Raw genomic sequence first — 17,244 nt, 5'->3', positions numbered from 1 at the left:
CAACTCCCTCCACTTGCCTCGCGCCCAGAGCGGCACCGCCGCGACGCGCGCCGTAGGGCCTCGATGGCCCCGAGGCGCGCTGCCTCCGCCGTGTCAATCCGCGCTCTTGCGGCGGTGCTTCCTATCTTCCTCTGGCATCGCCGCAGGGTCCACATCGCGAACCAGTCGCTCTTCGCCCGCCAGACAGACAAACCGCTGCCCGCGCATGCGGCCGATCAGAGTCAGCCCCACCTGCCGCGCGATTTCCACGCCCCATGCCGTGAAGCCCGAGCGCGAGGCCAGCACCGGGATGCCCATCATCGCGGTCTTGATCACCATCTCTGAGGTCAGCCGCCCGGTGGTATAAAGGATCTTGTCCGAGGCCGCCGCCCCTTCGGACAGCATCCAGCCTGCGATTTTGTCCACCGCATTGTGACGCCCCACGTCTTCCATATAGACCAGCGGGCGGTCCTCCTGACAGAGCACGGTGCCATGGATCGCACCTGCCTCCAAATAGAGTGAGGGCGTGCGGTTGATCTCATGCGCGAGCTTATAGAGCCAGGATGTCTTTACCGGGGTTTGAGGCAGGGTCACCCCCTCAAGCCCCGCCATCATATCCCCAAACACGGTGCCGACCGCGCAGCCGGAGGTTCGGGTCTTTTTCTGGAGCTTTTCTTCATGCGAGGTCTCCACTTCGGTGCGCACCACCACGGTCTCGACCTCTTCGTCATAGTCAACCCGAGTGACCACGTCGTCAGCGCTCAGCATGCCCTGATTCTTGAGGAATCCCAGCGCCAGATACTCCGGATAATCGCCAATGGTCATCGCGGTGACGATCTCCTGGCGGTTCAGATAGATCGTCAGAGGGCGCTCCTCTACCACCGAGATCTCGGTTTCGTGACCGAGGTGATCCATCCCCGTGACTTTGCGCGTGAGATGCGGGTTGCCGGGGTCCGGCGCAATCCGGTATTCAGTTGACACGTTAAGCTTTGACACTTGCCAAGATCCTTCCACCCGCCTCGTTCTATGCGAGGTAACCTAAGGCCCCGCCATGACAATCTCCACCGCGAAATCCGCATTCTGGAAAGGGATCCGCGACAGCGCGCCCTTTGTTCTGGTTACCGGGCCCTTTGGATTGCTGTTTGGCGTGCTTGCAGCCGAAGCGGGTCTCAATGTGGTCGAGGCCCTCTCATTCTCGCTTGCCGTCTTTGCGGGCTCGGCTCAGTTCACGGCGCTGCAACTGATGCAGGAACACACCCCTACGCTCATCGTGCTGATCTCTGCGCTGGCGGTCAATTTGCGGGTGGCGATGTATTCGGCTTCGCTCACGCCCTATCTTGGTGATGCCCCCCTGTGGCAGCGTGCTTTCGCCGCATATTTGACTGTCGATCAGGCCTATGCGCTGTCCATGATCGAGTTTGAGCGCCGCGGCGATTGGGGCACACCGGAGCGCATGGCCTATTTCTTTGGCACCAATGGTTTGGTGGCTCCAGCGTGGATGGCGGCGACCATCACCGGTGCCCTTGTTGGCGCGTCGATCCCGGACAGTCTGGGATTGGACTTTGTCTTGCCCATTGCCTTTCTGGCGATGATCGGGCCCATGCTGCGGACGCCGGCGCATGTGATTGCCTGCTTCACGGCCTGCGCCGTGTCGCTGCCTGCGACCCTTATGCCCTATAACCTCGGACTGATCGTCGCGGGGATCGCTGGCATGATGGCGGGCGCGCAGGCCGAGGTCTGGTTCGAACGCAAAAACACCGCAGCAGAGGCAAAGCAATGACAGCAACTGAATTGGCATTTGATCACAGTACGCTCTGGCTGGTGATCGCGGGGCTTGCGATTGGCTCTTACGGGCTGCGTTTTGCGTTTATTGGCCTCGTGGGCAATCGCACGATGCCAGCCTGGCTCATGCGCCACCTGCGGTATACGGCCGTCGCCATTATTCCGGCGCTGGTTGCACCCTTGGTAGTCTGGCCAGCCCCGACGCAGGGCGAGCCAAGCCTCATTCATTTTGCCGCAGCCGCGCTGACTTTCGTGGTAGCGGTCTTTAGCAAAAACGTCTTGCTCGCCATGGCGACCGGTGCATGCAGCCTGTGGACGCTCATGTATGTATTTGGCTAAGGATTTGGATATAAAAGGAATTCACTTCTGCTTCAAAGCCGCAAGCACACTTGGGAACCGCCAATCTAAAACAACAAAGGGCGCCGCAATCACAGCGCCCTGATGCCATTTCATAGTGGTGGATACCTTTATCCGCCAGCGGGCGCGTTGAGCGCCGCATTGCCTTGTGCAAGCCCTGCCTTCAGGTCTTCGCTGTCATCTTCGTAGTATTTATCCGTCACGACACCCGGAAACTGGGCCATCTGCTCTTGCAATTTCACCGGATAAAAAGTGACATCGATGCTCTCAAAGCCAGGGATCTGCTGCAGGATTGACGACGTCGCATTGGCACAAAATGCACCCGCCACACGGCCATTTGTGGTCACCAGATGATAGGCGATTTGCGCCTGCTCAGGTGTGAGAGGGACTTCCTGCGTCACCACGTGGAAAGTGGAGCGCGCATGCGCACTGCGATAGGCCTGAAAGATGCGCGGAGAGATCCCAAAGAGCACATCCTGCCGCTCTGGCACGATGTCGGCATAAAAGGATCCCGCCGGATCAAAGATCACCCGCTCGGAAGCATTGACCATCAGCGCGGTGTGACCGCCCTCTCCGGTGCGGTTGTTGACCACCGTTATCAGCGTCATCGAAGGCTTGCCCGCATCCCGATAGGCAACGCTGGCGATCGTTTCAGGATCCGCATCTGGGCGCTGAGGTGCCGCGCACCCCGCGAGAGCTGCGCAAAGCGCAAGGATCAGGATCGGGGTCCGCATGCAGGATCGCTCCGCTGGTTAGATCAGGTTCAGGTGGCGAAGATCGCCAGGAAAACTGCAAAGATCACCAGCCCGATGGTAAACCGGGTCACGAAAGTCATGAAGCTTGCGTAGGTTTTCTCTTGAACGGTGATGTCCATGGAGCCGTGCTTGTGTTCAGCCATTTTTGTCGTCCTGTTCGCGTCTTGTGCTTGAAAGCGGTGATACTGGATTTCAAAACGGCTGTCACCACCCCACGGCAGATCAGTTTCCACCCCAAGGCGTTTCTTGGCCGCGTAACAGAGGCAGCCGGCATCAAGGATCGTGAAAAAACAACAAAAGCGCCTGAAGGCGCCTTGTTTTATTGGTCGGAGCGAGAGGATTCGAACCTCCGGCCCCTGCCTCCCGAAGACAGTGCTCTACCAGGCTGAGCTACGCTCCGACCGTGGCGCGTGGATTATACCCAGCCCTGCGCATTTGCAAGCCCTATTCAGAGCCTTTCTCATCGAATTTGGCTTTGGCCAGATTGGAAAGGCCAAAGCCGCTGCTGAGCATCGGCCGGCTACGCGACTGAAGCACCGGTGTCGTCGAGGATCGCCCGCCACGGGCTTCTCTCATGACGATGAAAACACCGCTTGCGATGATGATCCCCGCGCCGAGGATCGTCAGAAGGTCCACGGTCTCATCAAAGAGAAGAGCGCCAAACACGATGGCCCAAATGATTTGGGAATATTGCATTGGCGCGACCACCGCCGACTCGCCGATGGAGTAGGAAAAGACCAGCAGCAAGGTGGCGCAGAAGCCGAACACCGAAATGATCGCCAAACCTCCCATCTGCGTGCCGCTCAGGGGGACATAGACGAAGGGCATGGTCAGACCCATGATCACAACCGTGGTTAGAATCGGAAACAGCATCAGGACCACGCGGCGCTCCGTGTGTCGCAGCTTGCGCAGGATAACGGACTGAAACGCATTGCCAAAAGCCGCCAAAAGCGCAGCGGCGTGACCTAGGCCGAGTTCGGTTCCGCCGGGACGCAAGACCACAAGAACGCCGGCAAACCCAACGATGACCGCCGCCATCCGCGGCAACCCGACTTTTTCGCCCAGCATCGGGATGGACAAAAGCGTGATGAGAAAGGGCGTGGCAAACAGCAACGCATAAGTTTGAGCCAGCGGAAGCACCGAAAACGCATAAAAGGCGCAGCCCGGGATCAGCGCCATCATCAGCGACCTCAGCGCCACCCAGCCTGGCTGATTGGGGCGGAATGTCCCCGGCGTTGCGTCCTTCACGATCATCAAGGTCAGAAGCGGAAACGACAGAAGGCTGGAGAAAAAGACAATCTGAAAAGCGGAGACCTCTGCGCTGATGAATTTCACCACAACATCATGGGTGGAGAAAATGCCATAGGCCAGCAAGGCCATAAAAGCTGCCTTCATGTTCATGGAGATTCACCAATGTTTTGTCATGCGGGCAATAGATCCGCCCTCATTTCTAGCGCTAACGCCCAGAGGGGGGAGCTGGCAAGAGGGTGCATGCGCCTGCTGGACCTCACATCGCAAAAAACAACAGGCCGAGGCTGATGCCCCGGCCTGTCAGAATGAAATTTGGGCGCCCCTTAGAGGCTTGCGTCGAGCGCCTCGACCACGGCATCGCCCATCTCGGAGGTGCTGACCGGGGTCACGCCCTCTTCGCCCAGAAGGTCCGCGGTGCGCACGCCATCGGCGAGCACTTTCTCGACAGCCGCTTCAAGGCGGTCCGCCTCGGTGCCCATGTCAAAGCTGTAGCGCAGCGCCATGGCAAAAGAGAGGATGCAGGCAATCGGGTTGGCCTTGCCCTGACCGGCGATGTCAGGGGCCGAGCCGTGCACGGGCTCATAAAGCGCCTTGGGGCGACCATTGGCCATCGGCGCGCCAAGCGACGCGGAGGGGAGCATGCCCAAGGATCCCGTCAGCATGGCCGCAGCATCGGAAAGCAGATCGCCAAAGAGATTGTCGGTGACAATCACGTCAAATTGCTTGGGCCAGCGGCAGAGCTGCATGGCACCGGCATCCGCGTACATGTGCGAAAGTTCCACCTCGGGGTAGTCCTTGCTCACCTCGGTGACAACTTCGCGCCACAGGATGCCGCTCTCCATCACGTTGGCTTTTTCCATCGAGCAGAGTTTCTTGCCGCGACGCATGGCCAGTTCAAACGCCGAACGCGCAACACGCTCGATCTCGGATTCGGTATAGCGCTGGGTGTTGATGCCAACGCGCTCGTTGCCTTCTTCGATGATGCCGCGCGGCTCGCCAAAGTAGATCCCGGAGGTCAGTTCGCGCACGATCATGATATCGAGCCCGGCCACGACGTCCTTCTTGAGCGAGGAGAAATCCGCCAGCGCATCAAAGCACTGGGCCGGACGCAGGTTGGAATAAAGATCCATTTCCTTGCGCAGGCGCAGAAGGCCGCGCTCGGGCTTTACCGAGAAATCGAGTGCGTCGTATTTCGGGCCACCCACCGCGCCGAGAAGCACAGCGTCCACCTCTTGCGCCTTTGCCATGGTATCGTCATGCAGGGGTGTGCCATGGGCGTCATAGGCAGAGCCGCCAACCAGATCTTCGCTCACATCGAACTGAATATCGCGCTTGGCGCCGAACCAGGAAATGACCTTTCTGACCTCGGCCATCACTTCGGGGCCGATGCCGTCACCGGGCAAAATCAGAATCGATGGGTTGGACATCTCAAAAACTCCTTTGACGTGTTGACCACGGGCGTAGCGGGCTGCTGTCCTATGGTCAATAATCGCAGCGCAATTATACTGCGCATCAGGTGCTTTCAGCGTCGGATATCTACCCAAATCAGGCCGTGACGGCTGCCATTGCTGCGCAGGATGCCGGACCCTGCGACCGAAAGCCCTGCCGATGGCAGGACGTAATCCACCCGCATAGGCCCCGTGCTGTCCCAGATTACGCTATGCTGCCCCGCCTCGTCAGAGGGGGTGACATCCTGCAGGCGCGGATGGTGGAGCAGCCGGGTGATCGCATCGTTGTGGCCCTCACCTCGTTCCGGGTCGTTGTTGGCATCCCCCATCAGGACAAAGGGATCGGGAATCTGTGCGTTGAGGGTCCCGTCCAAAAGATATGTCCAAATGAGGATCTCATCAGCGTTGCGCCGCCCATTTCGATCCTCTGCGCCGTCAAAGACCGGCGGCGCTGCATGAAAGCTCAAGATCCACAGAAATTGCCCATTCTCCAACGTCACCGGCACCGCCCAGTGATTTGTCGATGAGAGCCGCAGTTGCGCTGCCGTCTCCGCATCCGGATAGGGCGTTCCGTCTAGCGTGACAGGCATGCGATGACCCGGCAGATCTTTCCATAGCATGTCAGTCAAATTGACGGCCTTGGACGCTGCAATTGGGTGCTTTGACAGCAAGGCAATCCCACCCTGCCCCGTGAATTGCCCCCAACCCCAGGAGTCCTCTGGTTCCGCAAGCCGCCCATCACCATCCAGATCAAGCCCCGATGCCAGACCCGAATTGGGGCGCACTGCAAAGGCGTATGGGTAATCTTGACCTGCGCCTTTCAGACGGTGCTGGAGCGCCCGCAGGCTGTCCAAGTCGTAATCCCAATCAACCCCCTGCAGCGCAAGAATATCCGCACCGGCTTCGACGATGGTCCCAACCACAGCGCGGATCTGGTCGTCCCCCCGCCCCAGATCACGCAGCAAAAGTCCGGGGCCCTTACGGCTCAATTCCGTGTTGAAAGTGGCCACACGCAGGGTGCCGGACTGCGGTCCTGCGTCAGAAGCAGACGTCCAGAACAGGTGACAGAGCAGCAACGCAAGGGCCGCCCGCGCGCTCATACGACTTGGAGGTCCTTGTCGTGATTGAAGCTGCGGCGCTTTTGCTCGATCAGGTCCGCGACGCGTAGCCGCGCCATTCCACGGGTGATCAGGCTGGCGGGCACCATGGCCCACCCTGTAACGCACCAGATCAAGAGTTGCGGACTGCCCAGAAGCGCGGGATCAAATACGCTTGCGGTCATCTGTACCAGAGCTGGCAGCAAGAAGGGCAGTAGAACTCCTGCCACGATATGCAGTTTTGCGTCGCGCTGAAGGCGCGTCACCACGTCGCCACCCGTGGTCGGGTCAAAGAGTGGCAGATTGACCCAGACGTTAAAGGCCCCTGAGGAAAGGGGCCAGTTCCGCAATCGGATCACAAAGGCAAAATACGCGATCGAAATCAGCGAAAGAAGATAGGCGAGCCCCGCCGCCGCGCGCACCAGATCCACAGTATATTGGGGCACATGTTCGGGCATCATCAGGCGGGCCAGATGCACAGGCGAGTAGGCAAAATCCAACGCGTCCCCGACCAGAAACGCAAATTTATGCACCAGCGCGGAGAAGCCCGTAGGCTGGAACGGGTGCCCGGCCAGTAGGCTCAGCAGGATCATGCAAAGCGAGACAAAAAAGAACCGGCTACGGTTGAGCGGCGGCGCATCCCGGAACTCGAGAAAACTCGGAAAGTTCGAGAAATACTCCGCAAAGATCAGGCCGCCTGCAAGCAATGCAGTAAAGGCGACGATCTCGGGCGATTGCGTTGCCGCCACCGGCAACAGCAATGATGGCAGCACGATCAGGAGTGCCACCAACAGCCCACGAATTGCCGCGCTTGTTATGCGTGCAAGCACTGTCTATTCCCTTCACCCAAGGGTCTTCCGATTGTTATGGAATGACCCGGTATGAAGCATCCCGACTCCGTCAGGCTGCTCTGCCTCATTTTTGCCCCAATTCTGCACGGGGTCTCGCGCTTTCTCAAGCGCAGGGTTAAGAAAATTCATCAAATTTGAACGACCTCACGCGAAGTGATGCGGCCATGCATCAATCTAACGTCGAAAAATCATGCACTTATAGCGCGTTCTTGGCGGAGGCGCCGCAACAGTCTGCTCCTTTGCGGTCTTGGCATGCTTCGGCCCTTCCTAAAACGGCGATCAAGGTTGAGCGCACCACGCGCCACTTGGGATGGCGGGCCAATTTGTCCCAGCTCTGGAAATTATGCACTCGGACGCAGGCAATTTTGTCCAGAAATGCGCATATTTGTTCGGAAATGCAGAAGCGCACTTGCGAGACATGGCGCACCTTCCCTAGGGTTTGGTTTGTAAGAAATGCAAAAGGCGGAAATTTTGCAAAGCATGGGAGAAGCCATATCGCTGGCATTGGCGCTGGTGATGTCCGGAGACGCCGATCTGTTTGAGATCGTCGGCCTGTCCTTGCGCGTCAGCCTGAGCGCAACCGTCTTTGCGTGCCTCATTGGGTTGCCGATCGGCGCATTGGTCGCGATCAGCCGCTTCCCGGGGCGGGGCGCCTGCCTGGTGCTGATGAATGCGCTGATGGGTCTGCCGCCTGTTGTGGTGGGGCTCTTGGTCTATCTGCATCTGTCGCGTTCGGGGCCGCTTGGGTTTCTCGGTCTCCTTTATACGCCCACCGCCATGATCATCGCACAGACGATCCTAATTGCGCCCATTGTCGCTGCGCTGTCGCGGCAGGTGATTGAGGACCTCCACGCGGAATATGCAGAGCAGTTTCGCTCGCTCTGTCTCAGCCGCGCGCAAGCGGTGGCCGCGCTCCTCTGGGATGCGCGCTATTCGCTGCTGACGGTTGGTCTCGCCGGGTTCGGAAGGGCCGTTGCAGAGGTCGGCGCGGTGATCATCGTCGGCGGGAACATCGACCACCTGACCCGTGTCATGACCACCGCCATCGCGCTTGAAACCTCCAAGGGTGATCTCGCCCTCGCACTGGCGCTGGGAGTGGTTCTTCTGGTGATCGCGCTGGGTGTAAACGCTGCCGTGCAAGGTCTGCGCATGAGCGCCCGGAGACAAGCCTATGTCTAGCATCGACACCCTGAGCTTTACATCTGACGCTCGCCGCGTCCTTGAAGATCCAAACCTCATGCCGCTGCGCGTGCGTGGCCTTGGGTTGCAATGCGGAGATACGACCATCCTGCAGGATCTGGATCTGGATCTCGCACCGCAAGGTTGCACCGCTATCATGGGGCCCAATGGCGCTGGCAAAAGCATGCTTTTGAAATTGCTGCATGGCCTGATCGAACCTTCGACAGGAGACATAACCTGGGGCGGGACAGTTCCGAGTGCAGTGACAGCACGGCAGGCCATGGTGTTTCAAAAACCTGTGCTGCTGCGCCGGTCGGTGGCGGCAAACGTCGATTTTGTCCTGAAGACCCGCCGCAAATCCGGCACGACGCGGGACGCGTTGCTCGCGCATGTGGGCCTGCTTCACAAGGCCCGAGACCCTGCGCGCCGACTCTCGGGCGGCGAAGCGCAGCGCTTGGCGTTGGCGCGAGCCCTCGCCTGCGAACCGGAAGTCTTGTTCCTTGATGAAGCCACAGCCAGCCTCGACCCCGCGTCGGTCAAAGCGATCGAAGACCTGATCCTTGATGCCAGCGCCAAAGGAATCCGGATCATCTTTGTGACCCACGACATCGGGCAGGCCAAACGTCTCGCCGATGATGTGGTGTTCCTACAGGGCGGACGTGTGGCCGAACACAGCCCCGCCCGCTCTTTCTTTTCCGATCCCCGGTCCTCTGCGGCGCGGGACTATTTGAACGGCAGACTTGTTTTCTGACCAATAACTTCTGGAGAAATCTCATGAAACTGAGCCACACTCTTGGCGCAACTTTTGCGGCGTTGACCTTCGCCACCAGCACATTTGCGGCAGATCAATCCATTATCGTACAATCCACCACATCGACTGCCAACTCCGGGCTTTATGACCATTTGCTGCCGCTGTTTGAGGACAAGACCGGCATTCAGGTCAATGTGGTTGCCGTTGGCACCGGGCAAGCGATCAAGAATGCGCAGAACTGCGACGGGGACGTGCTCTTGGTGCATGCCAAAGCTGCCGAGGAGAAGTTCGTCGAAGCCGGATTTGGCACCGCCCGTACCGATCTGATGTATAATGATTTTGTGATCGTCGGCCCCGAGGCTGATCCTGCCGGTGTGGCGGGCCTGAGCGACGTGCAAGCCGCCTTGTCCAAGATCTCTGATGCAGGGGCGCTTTTTGCCTCTCGCGGCGATGACTCCGGTACCCACAAAAAAGAAGTGTCCCTCTGGGCGGATGCGGGTGTGGACCCGACTTCGGCTTCGGGCGAATGGTACCGCGAGACCGGCTCCGGCATGGGCGCGACCCTCAACGCGGGCATTGGTATGGGCGCATATGTGATGACAGACCGCGCCACCTGGATCAGCTTTGGCAACAAACAGGATTACACCATCAAGGTCGAAGGGGACGATGATCTCTTTAACCAATATGGCGTGATCCCGGTCAACCCGGCCCAATGTCCCTCCGTCAATGTCGAGGCGGCTCAGACCTTTGCCGCGTGGCTGGTTTCCGAAGAAGGACAGGATGCCATCGCCGCCTATGAGGTCAGCGATCAGCAACTGTTCTTCCCCAACGCACCAAAGAACTGATAGAGTCACTGGGGTGCGGCCTGTGATTTGGCCGCCCCCCCAAGCTGACTGCGACATGACTGATCTCGACCTGCCAGACCACGAATATCTCACTGTCCCTGAACTGGCGGAGTTGCTGCGCCTGAAAGAGCGCAAGATTTATGATCTTGCCGCCTCCGGAGAGGTCCCCTGTTCGCGCGCGACTGGGAAATTGCTGTTTCCGGCCAATGAGATCCGGGAGTGGATCGCGCGGGCCAAATCCGGTGGCGAGCCAGCCCCGGTACACCGCCCGCAGATTCTGCTCGGCAGTCATGATCCGCTGCTAGATTGGGCCATCCGGCAGTCGCAATCTGGATTGGCCAGCTATGTCGACGGATCCATGGATGGGCTCGAGCGGTTCTTGCAAGGCGAAGGGATAGCAGCCGGCCTGCATTTGCGCGACGAAAAATCCGGCCAATGGAACGTGCCGATCGTGGCCCGTATGGCCACACGGCAGAATGCGGTGCTGATCCATTTTGCCAGCCGCAAACGTGGTCTTGTCTATCGCGATCCGGACCTTGACCTTGCCTCTCTGAACGAGATTTCCAACCTGAGATTTGCACCGCGCCAACCCGGTTCCGGCACGGATCAGCTGTTTCGAGATCTCGCTGCTGAAGCGCGCCTTGACCTTAAGAAAGTGGATCTTGTCGATGTGGCGCGCTCCGAAGATGAGGCCGTGGAGAGCGTGCGCCGTGGTCTTGCGGATGTCACCTTTGGTCTCGAGGCCGTCGCCAAAAGCTACGGGCTAAAGTTCACCCCACTCATCGATGAGGAGTTTGCGCTTCTGGTGGATCGAAAAGCGTGGTTTGAGCCCGCTTTCCAATGTTTTTTGACCTTTTGCCAGACTGACGCCCTTGCGCAGCGCGCCGCCGGCATGGGTGGCTACGATGTCAGCGCCCTCGGCCGCGTGCGCTGGAACGCTTGATCCCGCCCAGTCGGATCAGGACCGCCAGTTCAACAATCGCCGCTCAATCATGCCAATCGTACCCGATGTCAGCACCCCCAAAAGCGACAGGATCACGACGCCCGCAAACAGACGTTCCAGATCATAGAGCGAACCCGCCTCGAGGATATAGGCCCCGATCCCGTATTGCGCGCCCAGCATCTCGGCCGCAACCAAGAGGATAATCGCAATCGCAAGGCTGATGCGCAGACCGGAGAGAATGCCAGGCATCGCACCAGGCAGCACGATCTTGCGCACGATCGAGAGCCACGACAGGCCGAAACTCTGCCCCATGCGGATCAGCGAGCGGTCCACATTGTCCACCGCGCCGTAGGTGGCAACCACCGTCGGGGTGAAGGTGCCAAAGGCGATCAGCGCGTATTTTGAGCCCTCATCAATCCCGAACCAGATCACAAAGAGCGGCAGCAGGGCGATTTTCGGGATTGGAAAGATCGCCGCCATAAGCGGCACCAAACCGGCCCGAATGTAGGAAAACAAGCCGATCAGAACTCCGACACCGACGCCGACGCTGGCGCCAAGGGCTGCGCCGACCGCCAGTCTCGTCAACGAGGGGATCATGTGTTGAAAGAACAGGCCCGACTGCCAGAGCTCGACAAGGGTCGCAAAGACATCCGAAGGTTTGGGCAGGGTGAGCGCGGAAATAAACCCGCTGCGTGTGCCCCATTCGACCAGCGCGATCAGCACCACAAAAACGGCCAGCCCGACCCAACGGCGATTGCGCGGTGCAAAGCCGCCGCCCCGGAACCGGACCTCGAGCGGTTGCCGAGAAAGAGAGGTGTCAGACATCCAAAAGCTCCTCATCCGCCGCACGGGCTTCGTCTCGCATCAGGGTCCAGAGATGCTTCTGGATCTGCTCCAGATCCACATCCGCATAGCCGCGCTCCGAGAGTGGTTTTTTGATCTCGACCACCTCACGGATTTGTCCGGGGCGGCGGGACAGAACCACAATTTTATGCCCCAGTCGCACAGCTTCGGCGAGGTTGTGGGTGACATAGACGGCCGTGAACGGCTGGCGTTCCCAAAGCGCAATGAGATCATCCATCAAGAGTTCTCGCGTCTGGCTATCAAGCGCCGAGAGCGGCTCGTCCATCAGCATGACGGCAGGTTTCACCGCAAGGGCGCGCGCAATGGCGACCCGTTGCTTCATGCCGCCCGAGAGTTGCTTGGGAAGGGCATTTGCAAAATCCGTGAGCTTGGTCCGCGCGAGCACATCTGCGATGATCTCTTCGGCCCGCGCGCCCCGAATGCCATGGTCTTCGAGCACCAGCGAAATATTCCCGCGTACGCTGCGCCACGGCAGCAGGGCAAAATCCTGAAACACATAGGTCAGCGGGTTGAGACACCCTTCAGGCGGTGTACCCAGTTGCAAAACCCGACCGGAGCTGGGCCGTTCAAGACCGCCCAGAAAACGCAGGAGTGTGGACTTGCCACAACCCGACGGGCCCACGAGGCAGACGATCTGCCCTGAGGCCACGTCCAGTGAAATGTCCCGCAGGACTTCGGTCTCGCCATAAAAATGGCTGATCCCGTCCAGTCGAATATCCATGAGAATATGCCCTGTGCAGGGAGCGACGATGCCGTCGCTCCCGATAGTTCTCGTTTAGGCGCCGATCACATCGACGTAGCTGGTATCGAGGAAGGTCTCGAGCGTGATCCCGGCATCGACGAGGCCCTCCGACTGCATCCAGGCCAGCTGATCCGACACCGAGGCCACATTGATCGCGGCATCCTTGTTGAGACGCATGGACCCGTTGATGATCGACGGCGCTGCTTTTTCGCGCGGGCGGTCGGTGTAGACATATTTGTGGATCAGATCGACCATCTCGTTGATGGCGTCCTCACCGTTTTGCTTGTCGACCATGGTGGCGTTGTAATCCGACACCCCCATGCCAAAGCCCTTGAGGAAGCTCTCTGTCAGACCACGTTCCTTGCTCGCGTTCTGCGCAGAGGTGAAGACGGTTGTGACCTGATAGTTCGGCAGATAGTCCGCGACATTGCCGATGATATGCACCGCGCCCGAGCCTGCGAGCGGCTTTGCGATATGGGGCACAATGGACCAGGCATCAATCTGACCCGACTTCAGCGCGCCAATGATCGCGCCGACCTTTTGCAGCGGCACAAACTGCGGCTTCCCACCTTCGGCGCCAGCGATCTTGGAGCCCATGTAGTGAAAAGACGATCCCGCCGTCGTCATGCCATAGCGTTTGCCATCCAGAGCCGCGACCGACGTGAGGCCCGCCTGGTAGGCTGCATCAGAGGCAAGGATCTTCTGCCCGTCGATGCCCGGCTCCTCGGATAGCGCGCCGCCAATCACCTTGACCGCGCCTTTGTCTGCAAGGCTCAAGAGGCCGCCGGAAATCGCGGTAACGCCGAAATCTACGTCACCGGAGGCGATGGCAACGGCCATGGGCTGTGCGGCTTGAAAGAACTTGAGCTCGACATCGAGGCCCGCCTCTTTGAAATATCCCCGCTCCAGCGCGATAAAGCTGCCAGAATGGCTCGTGAGGCTCAGCGCGCCCACCACCGGTTTTTTGCCAGAAGCAAGCGCCGGAGCGGCGAGGCCTGATGCAGCGGCGGCGCCCATTAGCGCCAATGTCTGTCGTCTGTTGAATGTCATGGTCTTGTCCTCCCAATGGTCTTTGATTGACGGTGCGGCCTCCTGCTGGATCTCTCAGCCGCTCAAATCCGCCTGTGTGTCTTCCTCAAGCAGCCGCAGCGCGCGTTTGGTGTCACGCTCCATCACCGCCGCTTTCAAGGCCTCTTGCCGGTCCCGGCGCGCGTCAAAGTCGATCCGCCCTTCCCGCAGCCGCGCCAAACGGAACCGGCGGGATTGGTCATAAAACCGCCCGGTCATCTCGATCAGCCTCGGAGAGCCGCACGCCGATACCAACGCCATGATGTAGCCCCGACAAGCTTCGTCCCAGCCAAGAGCGGTCGCGTCATCCGGAGCCTGGTTGAGCTGGTTTTCTGCGCGCATCATCTGATGGTGGGCCGCTACGATCTGTGCTTCCCAATCGACGCCGCCATGCGCGATCGCGCGCTCCAGCGCCAATTTTTCCACCTCAAGCCGCATCATCAGGATATCGGCGAGATCGTCTTCGGTTGCAGAGGTGACGCGGAAACCGCGTTGGTTGGTGGCCTCCACCATCCCCTCTGCCACCAGCATCCGAAGCGTTTCGCGCATGGAGTGGTTAGAGCCACCATAGCGCTGCCGCAGGGCTTCGATCTTCAGTTTCTCATCCGGGCACAGCACGCCAAAAGAAATGTCGCGCCGGATCGCCGAAGCGAGCATGGCAACAACCGTTTCATTGTCGGAAGAGCGGCGAGAAAACAGCATTTCATCCCTGGAAATAGAAAATGTTGGATATTTAGGACTCTGTGACATAAAACTGTCAACCCATCCGCCACCAATTTGCATCACCCCTGTGACGATTGTGGCAGAAGAGATGCCGCTACGCCTGTTTTGCATTTCCGTCTTCGCGAGGAACATTTTTCTCTCTCAGACGTCTTAACCGACAGGGCGGACTTGAGTGTGTTCGCGCCATTGAAGTCGCGCCAACCCGGAGTTACCTGCGCCCCAAGTTACTGGAGCATACCCATGAAGAAACAGATTGCGATCACCGCGCTCACCCTCGCCGCGACCTTTGGCACAGCGCAGGCAGAGACCATCAACGTCGGCATGTCCGGCGGTTATTTCCCCTTCACCTTCGTCAAACTGGACGAATTGCAGGGCTTCGAAGTTGACGTCATCAATGCCATTGCCGCCGAAACGGGTGATGAGGTGAACTTTGTCACCATGTCCTTTTCCGGTCTGATCGGCGCGCTCGAGTCGGGCCGCATCGACACCATCGCCAACCAGATCACCATCACACCCGAGCGCGAAGCAAAATTCGCCTTCTCGCAACCCTACGTCTTTGACGGCGCGCAGGTGGTGGTGAAGCGAGGCAATGAGGACAGCATCACCGGACCTTCTGATCTCAGCGGAAAATCCGTAGCGGTCAACCTCGGCTCGAACTTTGAGGAGCTGCTGAACGAACTGCCCAATGCGTCTGAGATTGATATTCGCACCTACGAGAGCAACATCGCGCAGGATACCGCGCTGGGGCGCGTCGATGCGTTTGTGATGGACCGGGTATCCTCGGCACAACTCATCGCAGAAAGCCCCCTGCCCCTCGCCTTGGCTGGCGCGCCCTTCAGCGAAATCCGCAACGCCATGCCGTTCCGAACGAACGCCGAAGGCATCGCTCTGCGCGACAAATTTGATGCGGCGCTGACGACACTGAAAGAGGACGGAACCCTGTCGGAGATCTCCCACAAGTGGTTCGGCACCGACATCACCGTCGCGGAGTAAACCAGTGCAGGGTCTAAATCTGGAATACATGTGGGATCTGGTGCCGATCCTTTTGGGCTATGTGCCGCTAACGCTGTTCATGGCAGTGATCGGTATGGCCTGCGCGCTCGTGCTGGCCTCCATTCTGGCGGTCGAGCGCGTGTTTCAGATCCCTGTTCTGGACGCCTTCGTACGCCTTTTTATCAGCTTCTTTCGCGGCACGCCGCTCCTGGTACAGTTGTTCCTGTTCTATTACGGCTTGCCGCAGGTGCTGGGGTTCCTCGGTTCCATTGACGGCGTTACGGCGACGATCATGGGGCTGACGCTGCATTTCTCGGCCTATATGGCCGAGAGCATCCGTGCCGCAATCCTTGGTGTTGACCGGAGTCAGTGGGAGGCCGCCCAAGCGGTTGGGATGACGCAGGGGCAGATGATGCGACAGATCATCCTTCCCCAAGCCGCCCGCGTCGCAGCGCCGACCCTGGTCAACTACTTCATTGATATGATCAAAGGCACCTCTCTCGCCTTTACGCTAGGCGTCACAGAGCTGATGGGGGCAACCCAGAAAGAAGCCGCAGGGAGCTTTCTCTACTTTGAAGCCTTCTTGGTGGCCGCCGCGATCTATTGGATCCTTGTCGAGGCCCTGTCCTTTGGCCAGCGTCACCTGGAAACCTACCTCAACAAGGCGCATGCGAGATGAGCAACACCAAAGGCATCAGTATTTCGGGGCTCAGTAAATCCTTCGGCGAGAGCGCGGTCCTGCGTGACATCTCGCTTGAGATCCAGCCGGGGGAGCGGGTGGTCATCATCGGCCCTTCGGGCACCGGGAAATCCACCCTGCTCAGATGTTTGAACTGTCTGGACCGGCCCGATCGAGGGGTGATCCGGGTCGGGGACCTCAGTGTCGACGCCGCCAACGCCAGCCGCGCAGAAATCCTCGCGCTGCGCAGGCGGACATCCTTCGTGTTCCAGAACTACGCGCTGTTTGCCAACAAAACCGCGCTGCAAAACATCACGCAGGCACTAATCACCGTAAAGGGCATGCCCAAGTCCGCAGCCGACGCACGCGCCCGCACCATTTTGCAGGACACGGGGCTTTTGGACAAAGCTGATGCCTATCCTGCGGCGCTTTCGGGCGGGCAGCAGCAGCGTGTCGGGATTGGACGCGCGATGGCGCTTGATGCGGATCTGATGCTCTTTGACGAGCCGACTTCGGCGCTGGACCCGGAGTGGGTTGGCGAGGTGCTGGACCTGATGCGGCGCGTGGCAGAGCAGGGCCAGACCATGCTGATCGTAACCCATGAGATGCAATTCGCCCGCGAGATTGCGGATCGGATCATTTTCATGAGCGGCGGCGATGTAATTGAGCAAGGCCCCCCGGATCAAATCCTGAGCGACCCGCAAGACCCGCGCACCCGCGCCTTTTTGCGCCGCGTGCAGTGATCCACGGTTCGGCAAAGCAGAGCGCTCGCCCGAACCAACTTCGGCGACGGCCTCAACGCGGTCTTGCCTGATCCAATTGGCAAGACCGCCCCGAAACGCATTTTTCCCTTCGCAAGGGTCCACTGAATAAAGACATTTTTATGCGTCTCTTCAGGAATGAAATAGAAACGCGCAATTCAACATCAGTTTTTAAT

At 59.2% G+C, this 17,244-nt stretch carries 20 protein-coding genes and 1 tRNA gene; 9 read left to right on the top strand and 12 right to left on the bottom strand.

Annotated elements, in window-relative coordinates:
- Positions 1–93 precede the first annotated feature (93 nt).
- Positions 94–975, bottom strand: coding sequence for a formate dehydrogenase accessory sulfurtransferase FdhD (locus ACZ1HH_RS14910; protein WP_472635194.1), 882 nt, complete (start codon positions 973–975; stop codon positions 94–96).
- Positions 976–1,030: 55 nt separating this feature from the next.
- On the opposite strand from ACZ1HH_RS14910, the gene ACZ1HH_RS14905 reads away from it, so the two are divergent.
- On the top strand, positions 1,031–1,759 hold the full coding sequence (locus tag ACZ1HH_RS14905; protein WP_472635193.1) for an AzlC family ABC transporter permease: 729 nt from the start codon (positions 1,031–1,033) through the stop codon (positions 1,757–1,759).
- Positions 1,756–2,100, top strand: coding sequence for an AzlD domain-containing protein (locus ACZ1HH_RS14900; RefSeq protein ID WP_472635192.1), 345 nt, complete (start codon positions 1,756–1,758; stop codon positions 2,098–2,100). Before ACZ1HH_RS14905 ends, ACZ1HH_RS14900 begins: the two co-directional genes overlap by 4 nt.
- A gap of 128 nt (positions 2,101–2,228) precedes the next feature.
- Here the strand turns inward: ACZ1HH_RS14900 and ACZ1HH_RS14895 are convergent, their stop codons facing one another.
- From ACZ1HH_RS14895 to ACZ1HH_RS14865, 7 genes are all read right to left on the bottom strand, one after another.
- A complete protein-coding gene (locus tag ACZ1HH_RS14895) occupies positions 2,229–2,852 on the bottom strand; it encodes a hypothetical protein (RefSeq protein WP_472635191.1) in 624 nt (207 codons plus the stop codon).
- 29 nt (positions 2,853–2,881) lie between these two features.
- Positions 2,882–3,016, bottom strand: a complete 135-nt coding sequence (locus ACZ1HH_RS14890; RefSeq protein WP_011537365.1) for an aa3-type cytochrome c oxidase subunit IV — start codon at positions 3,014–3,016, stop codon at positions 2,882–2,884.
- A gap of 180 nt (positions 3,017–3,196) precedes the next feature.
- Positions 3,197–3,273 (bottom strand) — tRNA-Pro (locus ACZ1HH_RS14885).
- A 44-nt stretch (positions 3,274–3,317) separates the two neighbouring features.
- Positions 3,318–4,274, bottom strand: coding sequence for a DMT family transporter (locus ACZ1HH_RS14880; protein WP_416370094.1), 957 nt, complete (start codon positions 4,272–4,274; stop codon positions 3,318–3,320).
- Between the two features lie 173 nt (positions 4,275–4,447).
- Positions 4,448–5,551 (bottom strand): 3-isopropylmalate dehydrogenase, encoded by a 1,104-nt coding sequence (leuB, locus tag ACZ1HH_RS14875; RefSeq protein ID WP_416370093.1) that lies wholly within the window; start codon positions 5,549–5,551, stop codon positions 4,448–4,450.
- 95 nt (positions 5,552–5,646) lie between these two features.
- On the bottom strand, positions 5,647–6,672 hold the full coding sequence (locus ACZ1HH_RS14870) for an endonuclease/exonuclease/phosphatase family protein (RefSeq protein ID WP_472635190.1): 1,026 nt from the start codon (positions 6,670–6,672) through the stop codon (positions 5,647–5,649).
- On the bottom strand, positions 6,669–7,499 hold the full coding sequence (locus ACZ1HH_RS14865) for a hypothetical protein (protein WP_011537369.1): 831 nt from the start codon (positions 7,497–7,499) through the stop codon (positions 6,669–6,671). The genes ACZ1HH_RS14870 and ACZ1HH_RS14865 overlap by 4 nt, the downstream gene beginning before the upstream one ends.
- Positions 7,500–7,991: 492 nt before the next feature.
- Between ACZ1HH_RS14865 and ACZ1HH_RS14860 the strand changes: the two genes are divergently transcribed.
- From ACZ1HH_RS14860 to ACZ1HH_RS14845, 4 genes are read left to right on the top strand one after another with little or no spacing between them, the layout of a single operon-like run.
- Positions 7,992–8,699 carry an ABC transporter permease gene (locus tag ACZ1HH_RS14860; protein ID WP_044026594.1) on the top strand — a complete coding sequence of 236 codons (708 nt, stop codon included), beginning with the start codon at positions 7,992–7,994 and terminating at the stop codon, positions 8,697–8,699.
- The gene (locus ACZ1HH_RS14855) at positions 8,692–9,450 is read left to right on the top strand and encodes an ATP-binding cassette domain-containing protein (protein WP_472635189.1); all 759 of its coding nucleotides are present in this window, start codon (positions 8,692–8,694) and stop codon (positions 9,448–9,450) included. The genes ACZ1HH_RS14860 and ACZ1HH_RS14855 overlap by 8 nt, the downstream gene beginning before the upstream one ends.
- Before the next feature lie 23 nt (positions 9,451–9,473).
- The gene (locus ACZ1HH_RS14850; RefSeq protein ID WP_487320488.1) at positions 9,474–10,295 is read left to right on the top strand and encodes an ABC transporter substrate-binding protein; all 822 of its coding nucleotides are present in this window, start codon (positions 9,474–9,476) and stop codon (positions 10,293–10,295) included.
- Between the two features lie 55 nt (positions 10,296–10,350).
- Positions 10,351–11,238, top strand: coding sequence for a substrate-binding domain-containing protein (locus tag ACZ1HH_RS14845; RefSeq protein WP_472635188.1), 888 nt, complete (start codon positions 10,351–10,353; stop codon positions 11,236–11,238).
- 15 nt (positions 11,239–11,253) lie between these two features.
- Here ACZ1HH_RS14845 and ACZ1HH_RS14840 read toward each other — a convergent pair whose 3' ends face one another.
- The 4 genes from ACZ1HH_RS14840 to ACZ1HH_RS14825 are packed head-to-tail and all read right to left on the bottom strand — an operon-like array spanning position 11,254 to position 14,614.
- Complete coding sequence (locus tag ACZ1HH_RS14840; protein ID WP_011536654.1) at positions 11,254–12,063, bottom strand: ABC transporter permease; 810 nt, start codon at positions 12,061–12,063, stop codon at positions 11,254–11,256.
- Positions 12,056–12,823, bottom strand: a complete 768-nt coding sequence (locus ACZ1HH_RS14835; protein ID WP_472635187.1) for an ABC transporter ATP-binding protein — start codon at positions 12,821–12,823, stop codon at positions 12,056–12,058. The genes ACZ1HH_RS14840 and ACZ1HH_RS14835 overlap by 8 nt, the downstream gene beginning before the upstream one ends.
- A 54-nt stretch (positions 12,824–12,877) precedes the next feature.
- Positions 12,878–13,894 carry an ABC transporter substrate-binding protein gene (locus ACZ1HH_RS14830; RefSeq protein ID WP_472635186.1) on the bottom strand — a complete coding sequence of 339 codons (1,017 nt, stop codon included), beginning with the start codon at positions 13,892–13,894 and terminating at the stop codon, positions 12,878–12,880.
- A 54-nt stretch (positions 13,895–13,948) separates the two neighbouring features.
- Positions 13,949–14,614, bottom strand: a complete 666-nt coding sequence (locus ACZ1HH_RS14825) for a GntR family transcriptional regulator (protein WP_472635185.1) — start codon at positions 14,612–14,614, stop codon at positions 13,949–13,951.
- 261 nt (positions 14,615–14,875) lie between these two features.
- Here ACZ1HH_RS14825 and ACZ1HH_RS14820 point away from each other — a divergent pair, with 261 nt between their 5' ends.
- From ACZ1HH_RS14820 to ACZ1HH_RS14810, 3 genes are read left to right on the top strand one after another with little or no spacing between them, the layout of a single operon-like run.
- Entirely contained in the window at positions 14,876–15,628 is a 753-nt protein-coding gene (locus tag ACZ1HH_RS14820) for an amino acid ABC transporter substrate-binding protein (protein ID WP_011536658.1), read from the top strand.
- A gap of 4 nt (positions 15,629–15,632) precedes the next feature.
- Positions 15,633–16,307: an amino acid ABC transporter permease gene (locus ACZ1HH_RS14815; protein WP_044026424.1), complete on the top strand. Its 675-nt coding sequence runs from the start codon at positions 15,633–15,635 to the stop codon at positions 16,305–16,307.
- Positions 16,304–17,050, top strand: coding sequence for an amino acid ABC transporter ATP-binding protein (locus ACZ1HH_RS14810; protein WP_472635184.1), 747 nt, complete (start codon positions 16,304–16,306; stop codon positions 17,048–17,050). Before ACZ1HH_RS14815 ends, ACZ1HH_RS14810 begins: the two co-directional genes overlap by 4 nt.
- Positions 17,051–17,244: the final 194 nt, after the last annotated feature.

Source organism: Epibacterium sp. HA2-3 (assembly GCF_055693725.2).
Note: the sequence above shows the minus strand (reverse complement) of the source record. Positions and strands in the feature narration are given on the sequence as shown.